The organism is Segatella baroniae B14, from assembly GCF_022024235.1.
In the GTDB taxonomy this organism is placed as follows: domain Bacteria; phylum Bacteroidota; class Bacteroidia; order Bacteroidales; family Bacteroidaceae; genus Prevotella; species Prevotella bryantii.
The window spans coordinates 1,937,813-1,953,142 of the sequence record NZ_CP091799.1; the positions used below are offsets into that span (position 1 = coordinate 1,937,813).

Annotated in this window: 16 protein-coding genes; 7 read left to right on the forward strand and 9 right to left on the reverse strand. The window is 37.8% G+C overall.

Going from position 1 to position 15,330, the window contains the following annotated elements; genetic code table 11:
• Positions 1-30 precede the first annotated feature (30 nt).
• Both L6469_RS08285 and L6469_RS08290 read left to right on the forward strand, forming a co-directional pair.
• The gene (locus L6469_RS08285) at positions 31-1,278 is read left to right on the forward strand and encodes a glutamate-5-semialdehyde dehydrogenase (RefSeq protein WP_006281557.1); all 1,248 of its coding nucleotides are present in this window, start codon (positions 31-33) and stop codon (positions 1,276-1,278) included.
• A gap of 36 nt (positions 1,279-1,314) precedes the next feature.
• Entirely contained in the window at positions 1,315-2,310 is a 996-nt protein-coding gene (locus L6469_RS08290) for an acetylornithine carbamoyltransferase (protein ID WP_006281558.1), read from the forward strand.
• 83 nt (positions 2,311-2,393) lie between these two features.
• Here the strand turns inward: L6469_RS08290 and L6469_RS08295 are convergent, their stop codons facing one another.
• The 5 genes from L6469_RS08295 to rpmH form a co-directional block, all read right to left on the reverse strand.
• Positions 2,394-3,542 carry a 1-acyl-sn-glycerol-3-phosphate acyltransferase gene (locus L6469_RS08295; RefSeq protein WP_006281559.1) on the reverse strand — a complete coding sequence of 383 codons (1,149 nt, stop codon included), beginning with the start codon at positions 3,540-3,542 and terminating at the stop codon, positions 2,394-2,396.
• A gap of 9 nt (positions 3,543-3,551) precedes the next feature.
• The gene (locus L6469_RS08300) at positions 3,552-4,547 is read right to left on the reverse strand and encodes a D-alanine--D-alanine ligase (RefSeq protein ID WP_006281560.1); all 996 of its coding nucleotides are present in this window, start codon (positions 4,545-4,547) and stop codon (positions 3,552-3,554) included.
• A gap of 16 nt (positions 4,548-4,563) precedes the next feature.
• Positions 4,564-5,622, reverse strand: coding sequence for an RluA family pseudouridine synthase (locus L6469_RS08305; protein ID WP_006281561.1), 1,059 nt, complete (start codon positions 5,620-5,622; stop codon positions 4,564-4,566).
• A 2-nt stretch (positions 5,623-5,624) separates the two neighbouring features.
• Positions 5,625-6,332 carry a PASTA domain-containing protein gene (locus L6469_RS08310; RefSeq protein ID WP_006281562.1) on the reverse strand — a complete coding sequence of 236 codons (708 nt, stop codon included), beginning with the start codon at positions 6,330-6,332 and terminating at the stop codon, positions 5,625-5,627.
• 105 nt (positions 6,333-6,437) lie between these two features.
• Complete coding sequence (rpmH, locus tag L6469_RS08315) at positions 6,438-6,593, reverse strand: 50S ribosomal protein L34 (RefSeq protein ID WP_006281563.1); 156 nt, start codon at positions 6,591-6,593, stop codon at positions 6,438-6,440.
• A gap of 257 nt (positions 6,594-6,850) precedes the next feature.
• On the opposite strand from rpmH, the gene efp reads away from it, so the two are divergent.
• The 5 genes from efp (at position 6,851) to L6469_RS08340 (ending at position 10,416) form a co-directional block, all read left to right on the forward strand.
• Positions 6,851-7,417, forward strand: a complete 567-nt coding sequence (gene efp / locus L6469_RS08320) for an elongation factor P (protein ID WP_006281564.1) — start codon at positions 6,851-6,853, stop codon at positions 7,415-7,417.
• Positions 7,418-7,489: 72 nt separating this feature from the next.
• The gene (locus L6469_RS08325) at positions 7,490-8,527 is read left to right on the forward strand and encodes a glycosyltransferase (RefSeq protein WP_006281565.1); all 1,038 of its coding nucleotides are present in this window, start codon (positions 7,490-7,492) and stop codon (positions 8,525-8,527) included.
• 21 nt (positions 8,528-8,548) lie between these two features.
• A complete protein-coding gene (gene radC, locus L6469_RS08330) occupies positions 8,549-9,241 on the forward strand; it encodes a RadC family protein (protein WP_006281566.1) in 693 nt (230 codons plus the stop codon).
• Between the two features lie 73 nt (positions 9,242-9,314).
• On the forward strand, positions 9,315-9,635 hold the full coding sequence (locus tag L6469_RS08335) for a metal-sulfur cluster assembly factor (RefSeq protein WP_006281567.1): 321 nt from the start codon (positions 9,315-9,317) through the stop codon (positions 9,633-9,635).
• Between the two features lie 13 nt (positions 9,636-9,648).
• Positions 9,649-10,416 carry a UDP-2,3-diacylglucosamine diphosphatase gene (locus L6469_RS08340; RefSeq protein WP_006281568.1) on the forward strand — a complete coding sequence of 256 codons (768 nt, stop codon included), beginning with the start codon at positions 9,649-9,651 and terminating at the stop codon, positions 10,414-10,416.
• 512 nt (positions 10,417-10,928) lie between these two features.
• Here L6469_RS08340 and L6469_RS08345 read toward each other — a convergent pair.
• The 4 genes from L6469_RS08345 to cdaA all read right to left on the reverse strand — a co-directional run bounded on the left by L6469_RS08345 (position 10,929) and on the right by cdaA (position 15,330).
• On the reverse strand, positions 10,929-11,975 hold the full coding sequence (locus L6469_RS08345; protein WP_006281569.1) for a sugar kinase: 1,047 nt from the start codon (positions 11,973-11,975) through the stop codon (positions 10,929-10,931).
• 181 nt (positions 11,976-12,156) lie between these two features.
• Positions 12,157-13,359 carry an acetate kinase gene (locus tag L6469_RS08350; RefSeq protein ID WP_006281570.1) on the reverse strand — a complete coding sequence of 401 codons (1,203 nt, stop codon included), beginning with the start codon at positions 13,357-13,359 and terminating at the stop codon, positions 12,157-12,159.
• Positions 13,360-13,397: 38 nt separating this feature from the next.
• Positions 13,398-14,444, reverse strand: a complete 1,047-nt coding sequence (gene pta / locus L6469_RS08355; protein WP_006281571.1) for a phosphate acetyltransferase — start codon at positions 14,442-14,444, stop codon at positions 13,398-13,400.
• A gap of 118 nt (positions 14,445-14,562) precedes the next feature.
• Positions 14,563-15,330, reverse strand: a complete 768-nt coding sequence (gene cdaA / locus L6469_RS08360; RefSeq protein ID WP_006281572.1) for a diadenylate cyclase CdaA — start codon at positions 15,328-15,330, stop codon at positions 14,563-14,565.

Here is a 15,330-nt window from a genome sequence, read left to right on the forward strand (position 1 = left end):
TAATAAGTTACACTAGACAATCTCTCCCCTATGCAACTAGAAGAAATTTTCAAAAACGTAAAAGCTGCAAGTAAATCACTGACCCTCATCAAGGATGAAACTCGCAACGAAATATTACAAGCTGTAGCAGAAGCCATACTTGCTCACAAAGAAGAAATACTCGCAGCTAATCGAAGCGACCTTTCTCGTATGGACAAGAGTAATAAAGTATACGATCGTTTGCTTCTCAATGACAAACGACTGGAAGATATCGCTGCCGACATGCACCATGTCGCTACTCTTCCATCCCCTTTAGGTAAAACGCTTAAGGAAAAAACGCTTGAAAACGGCCTCAACTTAAAACGAGTAAGTGTACCTTTCGGCGTTATCGGCATGATATACGAATCACGCCCAAATGTAACTTTTGATGTATTCTCACTTTGCTTTAAAAGCGGAAATGCATGTATACTGAAAGGAAGCAAGGATGCTGATGATACCAATCGTGCTGAAGTTAAACTCATACACAACGTATTGAAGCAGTATCATATCAATACAAACGTTGTAGAGTTACTTCCTGCCACTCACGAAGCCACAGGCGAACTCCTCAATGCTGTAGGATATGTAGACCTTTGCATACCTCGAGGTGGTAAAAATCTTATCAAGTTTGTACAATCTACTGCCAAAGTTCCAGTTATCGAAACGGGTGCAGGTATCGTACACTGCTATTTTGACGAAGAGGGTGATTTAACAATCGGTAAAGATATCGTAGACAATGCGAAAACAAGGCGTCCAAGCGTATGCAACACCTTGGATACGCTAATTATTAATGAGAAGCGTTTACAAGATCTTCCAGAACTACTGAGTAAGGTAGAGGCTAAAGGAGTAAGAATCTATGCTGATGCCCAAGCCTATAAAGCCCTCAAAGGAAAATATACCGATGACTTACTGGAAAAAGCTGACGAAGAAACATGGTCATACGAATCGATGAGTCTACAGATGGGCGTAAAAACTGTTGCTAACATCGATGAAGCTCTTGAGCATATCGCCAAATATGGAAGTGGGCATAGTGAAAGTATCATAACCGAAGACCAAGACGCTCAGAAAAAATTCCAAACCCTAGTTGATGCTGCCTGTGTTTATGTCAACACACCTACAAGCTTTACAGATGGAGCACAGTTTGGTCTGGGAGCAGAAATTGGTATCAGTACACAAAAATTAGGTGCACGAGGCCCAATGGCCCTTGAAGAAATTACCACTTACAAATGGCTTATTACAGGGCATGGACAAATCCGTGCATAATTAATATAGAACTCATAAAGAAAAAGGAGAAATAACATGAAGTCATTTTTTAATGTACAAGACCTTGGCAATCTTGATACGGCGTTAACAGAAGCCTTAGAAGTAAAAAAGAATAGATTTGGTTATCAAGAATTGGGTAAAAACAAGACCCTATTAATGATCTTTTTTAATAACAGTCTTCGTACACGCTTGAGTACACAGAAAGCAGCCATGAACCTAGGCATGAATGTTATTGTACTTGATGTTAATGCCGGTGCTTGGAAACTTGAAACGGAACGTGGTGTTATCATGGATGGTGATAAAAGTGAACACTTACTGGAAGCAATTCCTGTTATGGGTAGCTATTGTGATCTTATAGGTGTACGTTCATTCGCAGGTCTTAGCGATCGCGAATATGACTACGCAGAGACAATAGTTAATCAGTTTGTAAAATACAGTGGTCGTCCAGTATTTGCAATGGAAACTGCTACCGTACATCCTTTGCAAGCTTTTGCAGATCTCATTACAATCCATGAGAAATGGGAAGAATTAAAGAGCAACCCTGCTACTGCACCAACCAAAAAACGTCCAAAGGTTGTCTTGACATGGGCTCCTCACTGCAAGGCTTTGCCTCAAGCTGTGCCAAACTCATTTGCAGAATGGATGAATGCTGCAGATGTAGATCTCGTTATTACACATCCGAAGGGATATGAATTGGACCCTAAGTTCGCAGGCAATGCGACCATAGAATATGACCAAAAGAAAGCATTGGAAGATGCAGACTTTGTCTATGCCAAAAACTGGAGTTGCCCTGGTGTCACTAATCCTGAAGACTATGGCAAGATCATAAATAAAGACATGAGCTGGACCATTGATACAGAACATATGAGCTGGACGAACAATGGATACTTCATGCATTGTCTGCCAGTACGCCGAGGGTTAATCGTAACCGATGACGTTATCGAGAGTAATCATAGCCTAGTTATCCCAGAAGCAGCTAATCGTGAAATCTCTGCCGAAGTAGTTATCAAACGTATGCTTGAAAGCCTGTAAAGGAAAAACATTCAATAATACAATAAGGGTGTTGATGATTAAAAATCACCAACACCCTTATTGTATTATTGAATGCTAAAATTCTATTTTACTTTCTGCTGATTAATAACAGGATTAGCATACATTGTTAGCATACAATTTCTCAAGAAAGGAATATCCTTATTTTCTAGATCAATCTTTTCAAGCTGTTTATCCAAATACTTGTCAAATACAGCTTTCTCATCTGAAGTGTAGTACGATGCAAAATCGTTTGTACCATTCAACTCATCCAAAGCTACATAATTACCAGGATATAAACGATAATTCATGTAAATATCATGATCTATATGATCAGTAATTGTAGCATACAAGTCAGTCTTGGCTATATCAGCAGGTAAACTACGAAGCCACTCATCAAGACATGCTCCCGTATGATAATATACATGCCCCTTGTAACCGAATATACCCGTTTGCATACTAATCACATCATCCATAGGGCTTTTCTTCCATCCTTCTACATCACGTTTCAGCTGAAATTCTTTAGCCTTTAGGAAATCACAAGGATCATATTCATAACTGATAGAAGTTGGTACAAGATGAAGAGCCACCAGTCTATCGATAACAGAGCCTTCACCTCCCATAGCCATCATCTTCAAAATAGATTCCTGCGTACGGTCATTGCTATCCTTAGCACGTCCTTCACGCTGAGCAATCCAAATATTTTCCTTCTTTTGCTGAATGGCAAAATGCATATATTCACCTAAACGTTTGCTTGAAAGAAGCATCTGACGCATGGATAAGCTACGCTCCACGATGAAAGCTTTATTGACCCGCACTAAATCTTTCACCCATGGCAAAGATAATAAATTATCGCCTATAGCAATTTCACAAGTAGTCTTGAAACCTGCATCAACCATTGAAACATCAAGCAAAGCAGAATCAAGCACAATATCACGATGATTACTTATGAAAGTATAGTTACGAGTATTATCCAGTGCCTCAAAGTTAGACTCCAATCCCAAAGAAGCTTTACTCATCAAGTCCTTTAGGAAAGGATATACAAATTCCAACTGGAAATTGAGATTAGTCTTACATTTGCGAAGTTTATCGGCAATAAATTCAAGAGGAACCTTCGGATACAAATATGCTATAACATGCAGAAACTGTTCATTCGCAAGCAGCCTGTCATAAACCTCAGGAAGATCTTCCGGCTCCCAAGGACGGATTTGATCAAATTCTTTTGGGATAATCATTGTTAATACTTAAAATTGGTTTTCAACGATGTCTGAAAGAACATCCTTAATATCAAGACCAGCAGCACGAACTTGCTGAGGTATAAAACTGGTTACAGTCATACCAGGTGTGGTATTGATTTCGAGCATATTAATTTTATCATTACCATCAGCATCCTTAGAAATAATATAATCAATACGAATAATACCATTAGCATGAAGAATATCATAGATTCGGCTTGTCTCTGCAGCAACTTTTTCTGCTGTTTCCGGACTTAAACGAGCTGGAGTTATTTCTTTAACCTGACCATTATATTTGGCATTATAATCAAAGAACTCATTGTTAGTTACCACTTCGGTAGCAGGGAAGACAACAGTTTTATCTGCTGTTTTATAGATACCCTGAGAAATCTCAATACCATCCATAAAACCTTCTACCATAGCTTCACTACATTCCATGAATGCTACACGAAGAGCTGGAGCCAGCTGATCTGCATTTTTAACCTTTGAAACACCAAAACTAGAACCATCTGCAGCAGGCTTAACAAAGCAAGGCATACCTAAACGCGCAGCAATAGCCTCTTCATCAAATTCCTCATCACGTCTGATTAAAACACTATCAGCCACATTAACACCAAAGCCACGTAGGTAGTTGTTAAGAACATACTTATCAAAAGTCATAGCCTCAACCAAGACGCCACTTGTAGAATATGGAAGATGGATTAAATCAAAATATCCCTGAAGAGGACCGTTTTCACCAGGCTGACCATGAATTGTAATATATGCATAGTCGAATTTTATGACTTTACCATCCCTCATAAAAGAGAAATCGTTCTTATCAATAGGAGCGGTTTCACCATTATCAAAATTAACATTCCAACTCAGACCTTTAATATCGACAATATACACATTGTATTTTTCCTTGTCGAAGAAAGAATAAAGTCCTTCACCAGAACGCATTGAAACATCATGTTCAGAAGAATCGCCACCACAAACGATGGCAATGTTTCTCTTTAAATTTTCCATATTATATATACAACAATTAATCTACAAATGTATTCAGCGTAGTACCACTAATAAAATTACGCCATTTTTCAATAAGAGCAGAGAAGTCAGCAGGCCATTCTGACGTGAAATCCAACTGCTGCCCTGTACGAGGATGAATAAAGCCGAGTGTCTTAGCATGCAAAGCCTGTCGAGGACAAATTTTAAAGCAATTTTGAATATAAGCTTTATATGAACTACTACGCTGACCTCGTAGGACTTCATTTCCACCATACGTCTCATCAGCAAACAGCGGATGCCCAATATGCTTCATGTGCGCACGTATCTGATGGGTACGTCCAGTTTCCAAAATACACTCAATCAAGGTAGTATAACCAAATCGTTCCAACACTCGATAATGAGTTACTGCTGATTTACCAATACCACTGTCTGGTTCAAAAACCTTCATACGAAGACGATTTTTAGGATCACGGCCAATATTACCTTCTATCCGTCCCTCATCTTCAACAATATTTCCCCATACAAGAGCATTGTAACTACGATGTGTAGTCTTATTAAAGAACTGCTTACCCAAAGCACTCTTGGCTTCAGGAGTCTTTGCTACTACCAATAAGCCACTTGTATCCTTATCAATACGATGTACCAGACCGACCTCAGGATTATTCGCATCAAAAGATTCAAGATCTCTCAAATAATAAGCTATCGCATTAATTAAGGTACCCGTAAAATTGCCAGCACCTGGATGAACTACCATACCAGCTGCTTTATTAATAACCATAAGGTCATCGTCCTCATAAACCACATCAATTGGAATATTTTCAGCAACAATACTTGTATCATGCTTAGGATAATCGAGCATAAGAGTAATCACATCATTTGGACGCACCTTATAATTACTCTTAACAGGAGTGCCATTCACTTGAATAAAACCCGCATCAGCCGCATTTTGGATACGATTACGACTTTGGTATGGATTTTTCTCAGCTAAATATTTATCTATTCGAACAGGAGTCTGCCCTTCATCTACCTGCACCTTCCAATGTTCGAAAAGCTGCTGATCATCATCCTCTATATCATTGATTATATTTTCTATCATATCTATTCTGTTGAATTATTGTGACTTGACTGACCTCCCGAAGTTTCTTCGGCATCAGCCTCTGTTACTTCTTCAAACTCATCTTCATCAGAAGAGCCCCCTACAGGTTCCTCCTCAAACGGATTGCCAACCATATCAATAGAATCTGATGCATCACGCTGCCCATTACCGACCTGAATAATCAGAGTAGCCCCAACCGGTATACGATCACCAGCAACAACATGCCGTCCATTTACCAATATGCCATAAACCCAATCTTGCTCACCTGGAATAAACTGAGGAGCCCCAAGTTTAAAACCCATAGCTGTAAGTTTAGCCATAGCCTCACGTAAAGAACTATTATCAATTACATCGGGTAAAGCTAAAGAAGGAGTAGAGCTTGCATTAACCGTAACATATATAACATGTCCAGATTTTACCAACTCACCAGGAGCTGGAGACTGCTCCAAGATACAATCAGGTGGTAAGGTTTTGACATAGCCAGTATCAGAAACTTCAATTTTCAGACCAGCATTCTCAAGAATTTTCTCTGCATCAGCCCAGTTTTTATGCCTAATATCAGGTATTGCAATAGATTCACCATGATGTGTATAAGCATCTATACCAAATCTAACGCCTATACCCAATAAAATTACAACAACCAACATGGCCAGCAGGTTTCCCCAGAGATATTTACTTTTAAACTTACTTAAGAATTCTGATGATGTCATCTTATAAGATTATATATGATGCAAAAGTACAAAAAAAACAGAAAGAAGCAAAGATATACCTTTACTTCTTTCTGTTTTAATCAGTTTTCGTTAGAGAAACGAAAATTACTTTCCGTGATGCTCACTAGAAACTGTTAACTTCTTACGACCATGTGCACGGCGAGAAGCCAAAACGCGACGGCCGTTCTTTGTTGCCATACGTGCGCGGAAACCATGCTTGTTTACGCGACGACGATTGTGAGGCTGAAATGTTCTTTTCATTTTGTTTTTTATTTATTATTTATTTCTGTGCAAGGAAATGTGATGGCACACTACACCACCCAACTTTGGACTGCAAAATTACGCATTATTTTTGAAATAACAAAAAAATACATTGAAATTAGGCCAAATATTTATGTTTTTTTCGTGAATTCCTTGGGTTTTTGCCTAATTTACAGTAACTTTGCAACGTTTTTATGATACTAGTATAAAAACAAGGATTGATATAAAACAAATAAATATATAAAGTATATACTACAATGATTAATTCACAGGAAATCAAGATTGGTACTTGCATCCGCATGGATGGTGGTATTTGGAAATGTGTAGACTTCCAGCACAGAAAGCCAGGAAAAGGTAACACCGTAATGAACACCAAGTTAAAGAATGTATCTGATGGTCGCGTACTTGAGCGTACTTTCCAGGTTGGTTTCAAACTTGAAGATGTTCGCGTTGAGCATCGTCCATACCAGTATCTTTATGAAGATGCTACTGGTTACATTTTCATGAATCAGGAAACATTCGAGCAGATTCCTATTCCAAAGGAGCAGATTACAGGTGTTGAATTCATGAAGGAAGGTGACGTTGTAGACGTTGTTACCGATACAGAAGAAGGTACTATCCTGTCTGCAGAAATGCCTGTTAAAACTACTTTGAAGATTGTTTCAAGTGAACCAGGTGTAAAAGGTAATACTGCTACTAACGCTACAAAGCCAGCTACACTGGAAACAGGTGTTGAAGTTCGCGTACCATTGTTCATCAATGAAGGCGAAACTATTCAGATTGACACTCGTGACGGTAGCTACCTTGGTCGTGTATCTGAATAATCTTTTAATTCAAGCATATTGATGGGGGCGGACTTTATCCGCCCCTAACTTTTTACATTAACTACTGATATAATGAAATACTCTATCATCGTTCCTGTTTTTAATCGCCCAAATGAAGTGGAAGAACTTTTGGAAAGTCTAACTCATCAGACAATACAAAATTTCGAAGTCATCATTGTTGAGGATGGTTCACAAATACCATGCCACGACATTTGTAATCAATACAAGACGCAGCTAGATATTCATTATTTCATGAAAGAAAATTCTGGTCCTGGCCAAAGTAGAAATTTTGGAGCAGCAAGAGCACAAGGGGAATATTTATTAATCCTTGACAGCGATGTAGTATTGCCAGACAACTATTTGAAATCTGTAGACAACGAACTCCAACGTGAACCTGCTGATGGCTTTGGAGGTCCTGATTGCGCTCACCCATCTTTCACAGACACTCAAAAGGCTATATCCTACTCTATGACCTCATTTTTTACAACTGGTGGTATTCGAGGAGGAAAAAAGAAACTTGACAAATTTTATCCTCGCTCATTTAATATGGGAATTCGTAAAGAGGTCTATCAAGCACTTGGTGGATTCTCCAAAATGAGATTTGGCGAAGATATAGATTTTAGTATTAGAATTTACAAAGCAGGATACCAATGCCGATTATTTCCTGAAGCTTGGGTTTGGCACAAAAGAAGAACAGATTTCAAAAAGTTTTGGCGACAAGTATTCAACAGTGGCATAGCTCGAATAAATCTCTACAAGAAATACCCAGAAAGCCTTAAACTAGTACATTTACTACCTGCAGTATTCACTACAGGTATGATTACTTTAAGCCTAATAGCAATAATAGGGCTCATACTACTTATAACTACTGGTAATCACAACTTTCTGTGGGTATCCACAATTCCACTTATACCTATTATTCTTTATATTCTACTATTATTTATAGATTCAACTCTTCAGAACAAGAGCATAAAAATAGGCATACTTAGTATCATTTCGGCCTATATACAGTTAGGAGGATATGGATGTGGCTTTATTCAAGCATGGTGGCAACGCTGCATCAAAAACAAGGGCGAATTCAGTGCTTACCAGAAAAATTTCTATAAATAGAAAAATTAAAGAAAGAACTAAATGTCCGAGAAACTATCTATTAATGAATGGGCCGAAGAAGATCGACCACGTGAAAAGATGGAAAGGCTTGGTGCCGAGAATCTTTCCAATGCAGAATTATTAGCCATTCTTATAGGTTCTGGATCATCAAAAGAAAGTGCTGTCGATTTAATGAAAAGGGTTATGAACGACTGCAATAATAACCTGAACACTCTTGGCAAATTGTCACTCAATGACCTAGAAAAGTATAATGGCTTAGGACCGGCAAAGTCCATTACTATACTTGCAGCTTGCGAGCTTGGCAAACGTAGGCAACGAGAAGAAGTAGAAAAAAAGACATCTCTCAACTGTGCAAGCGACATATATGAGTATATGCACCCAAAAATGCAAGATCTTGACGTTGAAGAAGCTTGGATTATCCTGATGAATCAGAACTATAAACTTATTAAAGCCATAAGGATATCACACGGTGGAATAAGCGAAACTGCTGTTGACATTAGAATCATCATGAAGGAAGCGATACTAAGCAATGCAACAGTATTAGCACTTATCCACAACCATCCAAGCAATAATCCGAATCCAAGCAGACAAGACGACAGACTAACAGAACGAGTTATGAAAGCCTGCGATATCATGAGAATCTATTTCCTTGATCACGTAATTGTAACAGATGGAGTATACTATTCCTATCGTGAAGCACACCATATCATATAGAAATCATTGAATTTTTAAAAGCAAGAATCGTTTTCCAAAATAATAATGTATCTTTGCAGAAAAGTGATAAAGTATGACACAAGAAGAAAAAACAATTATTGAAGAACGAATCGTAGAAGTACTTAAGACCGTTTACGACCCAGAGATACCTGTAAACATATGGGATCTTGGAATGATATACAAAATAGACCTTCAGAATGACGGTATTCTGGATATTGACATGACATTTACAGCCCCTTCATGTCCTGCTGCCGATTTTATATTGGAAGATGTTCGCACAAAGGTAGAAAGTGTCGAAGGAGTAAAGGCTGCTAACGTAAATCTTGTTTTCGAACCAGCATGGGATCAAAGCATGATGAGCGAAGAAGCTAAAGTAGAACTAGGTTTTGCATAAATACAACAACACATTGAGAAAAAACGTTTACTTTTTAAGTGATGCGCATTTAGGATCACTGGCTGTGGAGCACAGACGCACACAAGAACGCAGATTGGTAAGATTTCTCGACAGTATCAAAGAGAAAGCTTCAGCTATTTACATGCTGGGCGACATGTTTGACTTTTGGAATGAATACAAATATGTTGTTCCTAAGGGATTTACGCGATTTCTCGGAAAAATCTCAGAATTGACTGACAATGGTGTAGAAATTCATTTCTTCACAGGAAATCATGACATTTGGATGTATGGTTATTTGGAAGAAGAGTGTGGTGTCATAGTTCACCATAAACCCATAACAACCGATATCTATGGTAAGATTTTCTTTCTTGCACATGGAGACGGACTAGGAGATCCTGATATTAAATTTCAAATTCTTCGCAAGATATTCCACAATTCTACATGTCAAAAACTATTTAATGCCATTCATCCACGCTGGGGAATTTCATTAGGACTCCACTGGGCAAAGCACAGCAGATTGAAACGACCTGACGGTAAAGAAGAACCATATAAGGGCGAGAATAAGGAAGATCTTATAAGATTTACCAAGCAATATATGCAAACTCATACCAACATTGATTACTTTCTTTATGGTCATAGGCATATTGAACTTGATTTAAAACTCAGTAAAAAGAGCAGAATGCTTATTTTAGGTGATTGGATTTGGCAATTTACTTATGCCGTTTTTGATGGAGAGCACATGTTCCTAGAACAATATGTCGAAGGTGAAAGTATACCATAAATTAATCAATATAATCCATTTAAAAAGCCTTGTCATCACGACAAGGCTTTCTTGCTTAAAGTTGATTTATTCGCATCAAACATCTATTATTCAAAACTTTATTTGTATTCTTTCGTTTGCAAAGATAATAAAAACAATATTAACCACCAAGAAAAAGAGAAAGAACAATAAGAAAAAATAAAAATAAAAAAGGACTGACTTTGCTTCCCAGCTAAATCAGCCCACGTACTAGTACTTTAAACTTTAATTAACTCAAGTAGTCTCTTACTGCAGTCTTTACTTAAAAACCACAATATATCTTAATTCCGATACAAGTATCGAAATTTTTTTCAAAGTCACAAAATTTAGTTGGATTTTATTTATTCTAAGCTTATAAAAGTTCGACAAAAATACAAATATTTTTCTTATTATACAAGAGTAATAATCAAATTTTGATTTTTTTTTTATAAAACAACAAATAAAGGCAACAGTTTTTTACTGTTGCCTTATATAAATTATCTGTATAAAATTAATTATTCTACATCAAATTTGATAGGACCATTTGAATTCATGACAAGTTCTATTTCCTCTTCTGTATTTAAATTAAAGTCACCAGGAATGGTATTCTTTAATGAAGAAGCTGTCAATGCAAAATCAAGACAACGCTGAGGGTCATCATTCCAATGTTGATAAGCATGCAAATAAGCAGCAATAAAGGCATCTCCCACACCCATAGGGTCTACAATAGGACTAATATCATAGATACGTGTAGTATAGAGTTTACCTTGTATATAAAGCATACCCGTAAGAGTATGATGTGTACTTGCTATCTGGTTACGTATAGCCATTACAAATATTTTACATTTTGGATACATCTCCTGTACCTTATCGAAATAAGCCTGATATTCATCTCTTTCTATTTCATAATTGGCATCCAGAGCTTTAAAAGGAATGGCAGGCATACCAGAAATCACCTCATATTCACCCTGATCACCAAAGATAATATCAGCCTTCTCTGCAAATATCTGCAAAACATCCTGAGCATCAGAACCAAATTTCCATAAATTCTTGCGATAATTTACATCAAAAGATATAGGAATACCAGCAGCTTTAGCTTTCTTGACAGATTCCCAAGTAGCATCCAAGGAATCACGACTAATAGCACAGCTAATACCAGAGAAATGATAGATAGCAGCATCACTGAAAGCCTTTTCCCAGTCTATCATTCCAGGCTTAATCGTATAAAAAGAAGAATCATTACGATCGTATACCACACTAGAGTTACGCATGGCTGCAGCTTCCTCAAAATAATAAGATCCTAAACGATCACCACCCCATATCATACTATCAGTATTGACATTATAATTACGGAGCGTCATTTGGATTGATTTGCCTAGAAGGTTATCAGGCAAGCGACTAATGTATTGCACATTGTCACCTAAAGTAGACAATGAAACAGCCACATTGGCTTCACTTCCACCAAAATTTTCAATAAATTCTCCTGGCTGAAATAAGCGTTTTCTGCCAAATTTAGAGAGTCTTAAGAGGACTTCACCAAAGGTTACAATTTTATTCTTCATTTGCGTAGTGTTTTAGTACTTAAAAAGTTGTTTGTTTGTAATTTGTTTTTGATTTGTTTGTCTTATAAAATATAGTTTTGTCTAGTGGTTGTTCCATGCTTTTTTTTGAAAAGGATTCTCTACTTGCAAGAACGAAGAAGAGAATCCTTTATATAGTTAACGAAGTCGAACTTCGCAGTCATTACAACTTAGATACAAGTTCCTGAGTATCTCTTGCGATAACGATTTCCTCGTCAGTTGGGATAACAGCAACTTTAACCTTCGAATTAGCTGTAGAAATAACAGCTTCTTTACCATGAATACCAAGATTCACTTCTTTATCGAGCTCAACACCAAGGAATTCAAGTCCCTCTAAAGAGTACTGACGAATCTGAGCTTGATTCTCACCTACACCAGCAGTGAAGATGATAGCATCAACACCACCCATAGCAGCTGCATAAGAACCGATATATTTCTTGATACGATAGGTGTACATCTTAATAGCAAGCTGAGCACGCTTGTTGCCTGCAACTGAAGCGTCATAAACATCACGCATATCGCTTGAAACACCACTAATACCAAGTAAACCACTCTCCTTATTAAGATAATCAGCCATTTCTTGTGGCTGCTTACCCAACTTATCCATAATATAAGTTACAGCAGAAGGATCGATATCACCAGAACGAGAACCCATCATAACGCCAGCCAATGGTGTTAGTCCCATAGAAGTATCCATCACCTTACCATTAACAACTGCAGAACAAGAAGCACCATTACCAATATGGCAAGTTACAATCTTAGAGTTGTTAGGATCGAGACCCAACATATCGATAGCACGCTTTGATACATAACGATGAGATGTACCATGGAAACCATAACGACGTACATGATACTTTTCATACACCTCGTAAGGGATAGCATAAAGATATGCATAATCAGGCATTGTACTATGGAATGCATTATCAAATACACAAACCTGAGGAGTACCAGGCATCAAAGCATCTACAGCACGGATACCTTTTAAGTGACCTGCATTATGTACAGGAGCCAAATCACACAATTCCTCTATACCTTCCTCTACACTCTGGTCTACAATGACAGACTGATTGTACTTATCACCACCCTGCACAATACGATGACCAACAGCGTCGATTTCCTTCAAATCTTTAATAGCACCAAACTCTTTATCAAGAAGGCATTTGAATACCAAGTTTACACCCTCTTTATGAGTAGGAAGTTCTGCATTAATCTGTTTCTTTTCTCCGTTTGGTAAAGTTACTTTAATAAAAGCACCATCGATACCAATACGTTCTACACCACCCTGAGCCAATACAGACTCGTTGGCCATATCATATAATTTATACTTGATTGATGAACTACCACAGTTCAATACAAGAATTTTCATCTATCTGATTTTTAAATTATTGAATTAGAGAAAAAAGTTTATGCCTTTTTAGCATCCTGAGCCTGACAAGCTGTAATTGCGATCATATAATAGATATCATCTACAGAACAACCACGAGACAAATCGTTAACAGGACGTGCGATACCCTGGAGGATTGGGCCAATAGCAATAGCACCACCAAGACGCTGAACGAGTTTATAACCGATATTACCAACTTCCAAATTAGGAGCAATCAAGACATTAGCCTTACCTGCGATTTCGCTACCTGGAGCCTTCTTAGCAGCAACACCTGGAACAAGAGCAGCATCTGCCTGAAGTTCACCATCAACATGAAGTGTAGGGAATTTTTCTTTAGCAATCTTAGTAGCCTCAACTACCTTGTCAATAATATATACACTCTTACCAGTAGCCTTATCGATAGCATCTTTAGCACTACCCTTAGTAGAGAAGCTTAACATAGCAACGCGAGGATCAGCAAAGCCAGCTACACTTCCTGCAGTCTGAGCAGTAGTATAAGCAATCTGAGCAAGCTGATCTGCTGAAGGATTAGGAGTAACAGCAACATCACCCATAACAACAACACCATTTTCACCAAACTCAGGCTGATTGGTAATCAGCAACATTGCACCACTAACACAAGTAATACCAGGAGCACACTTGATAATCTGCAACGCAGGACGAAGAGTATCACCTGTGGTACTCAATGCGCCAGAAATCTGACCATCAGCACCCTCTGTCTTGATAATCATACAACCCAAGTATAGATTGTTCTTGGTTACCAATTCACGAGCCTGCTCTATAGTCATACCCTTTTTCTTGCGAAGTTCAGCCAAAGCAGCTGCATACTCTTCTGTCTTAGGATTGTTTTGAGGATCAACGATAGTTGCCTTGTCGATATTCTTAAGACCCCATTTATCAGCAAGTGCCTTCAAATTATCAGGGTTACCGATGAGGATAAGATCTGCCAAGTCATCACCAAGAGCCTTATCGGCAGCTTTTAATGTGCGCTCTTCTTCTGCCTCAGGGAGCACAATACGCTGCTTGTTTGCTTTTGCACGCGCAATAATTTGCTGTAATAAATCCATAATATAATATATTTTAAAATTTAAATTTCAGTAGATCGTATTATTAAAAATTGTAACATCTGCTTTGCAAAAGTACGAAAAAATATGTAGATAGATGAGAAAGAAACTGCTTTTTTTTCTAAATCTCACGCGTAAGAACACTCTCCAACTCTTCTGCAGAAAGGCGAAGATGAAATTCGCCTTTTATAGCTACAGATATTCTACCCGTTTCTTCGGAAACTACTATTGCAATGGCATCACTATTTTGAGAAATACCCATAGCTGCACGATGGCGAAGTCCTAATTCTTTCGGAATATCTTGATTATGGCTGACAGGAAGTATACATCCTGCAGCTTCTATACGTTTACGAGATATAACCATCGCCCCATCATGCAACGGAGAATTTTTGAAAAAAATATTTTCTATCAAACGCTGGTTTATACGAGCATCAATAAGTTCACCCGTATCTACAATATCAGTTAAAGGTACGCCACGCTCTATGACGATCAGAGCACCAACATATTTTTTGCTCATACTCATACAAGCCATAACAATTGGTATAATCGTCTCTTTATCTTCTTCTTTAGTAGAGTTTCTATTAGACTTAAAGAAATTTACCAAGCGACGTATACCTTTCTGGGTGCCTAATTCATACAGGAATTTGCGAATATCTTCCTGAAAAATTACAATAAGCGCAATCACTCCGACACTGACCAACTTATCTAATATTGAGCCCAATAATTTCATTTCGACAATTTGACTAACAAATAGCCAAATTAAAACGAATAACATGATACCCAAAAAGACATTAAGAGACCGTGACTCTTTCATCAAGCGATAGATGTAATAAAGCATCAACGCCACGAGAAAAACATCGATAATATCCTTTATTCCAAATACGATCAT

What these genes read in the sequence shown, in the direction of transcription:
- L6469_RS08285 (WP_006281557.1), top strand. Translation starts at nt 31, where the DNA reads ATGCAACTAGAAGAAATTTTCAAAAACGTAAAAGCTGCAAGTAAATCA.
- L6469_RS08290 (WP_006281558.1), top strand. Translation starts at nt 1,315, where the DNA reads ATGAAGTCATTTTTTAATGTACAAGACCTTGGCAATCTTGATACGGCG.
- L6469_RS08295 (WP_006281559.1), bottom strand. Translation starts at nt 3,542, where the DNA reads ATGATTATCCCAAAAGAATTTGATCAAATCCGTCCTTGGGAGCCGGAA.
- L6469_RS08300 (WP_006281560.1), bottom strand. Translation starts at nt 4,547, where the DNA reads ATGGAAAATTTAAAGAGAAACATTGCCATCGTTTGTGGTGGCGATTCT.
- L6469_RS08305 (WP_006281561.1), bottom strand. Translation starts at nt 5,622, where the DNA reads ATGATAGAAAATATAATCAATGATATAGAGGATGATGATCAGCAGCTT.
- L6469_RS08310 (WP_006281562.1), bottom strand. Translation starts at nt 6,332, where the DNA reads ATGACATCATCAGAATTCTTAAGTAAGTTTAAAAGTAAATATCTCTGG.
- rpmH (WP_006281563.1), bottom strand. Translation starts at nt 6,593, where the DNA reads ATGAAAAGAACATTTCAGCCTCACAATCGTCGTCGCGTAAACAAGCAT.
- efp (WP_006281564.1), top strand. Translation starts at nt 6,851, where the DNA reads ATGATTAATTCACAGGAAATCAAGATTGGTACTTGCATCCGCATGGAT.
- L6469_RS08325 (WP_006281565.1), top strand. Translation starts at nt 7,490, where the DNA reads ATGAAATACTCTATCATCGTTCCTGTTTTTAATCGCCCAAATGAAGTG.
- radC (WP_006281566.1), top strand. Translation starts at nt 8,549, where the DNA reads ATGTCCGAGAAACTATCTATTAATGAATGGGCCGAAGAAGATCGACCA.
- L6469_RS08335 (WP_006281567.1), top strand. Translation starts at nt 9,315, where the DNA reads ATGACACAAGAAGAAAAAACAATTATTGAAGAACGAATCGTAGAAGTA.
- L6469_RS08345 (WP_006281569.1), bottom strand. Translation starts at nt 11,975, where the DNA reads ATGAAGAATAAAATTGTAACCTTTGGTGAAGTCCTCTTAAGACTCTCT.
- L6469_RS08350 (WP_006281570.1), bottom strand. Translation starts at nt 13,359, where the DNA reads ATGAAAATTCTTGTATTGAACTGTGGTAGTTCATCAATCAAGTATAAA.
- pta (WP_006281571.1), bottom strand. Translation starts at nt 14,444, where the DNA reads ATGGATTTATTACAGCAAATTATTGCGCGTGCAAAAGCAAACAAGCAG.
- cdaA (WP_006281572.1), bottom strand. Translation starts at nt 15,330, where the DNA reads ATGATCGTATTTGGAATAAAGGATATTATCGATGTTTTTCTCGTGGCG.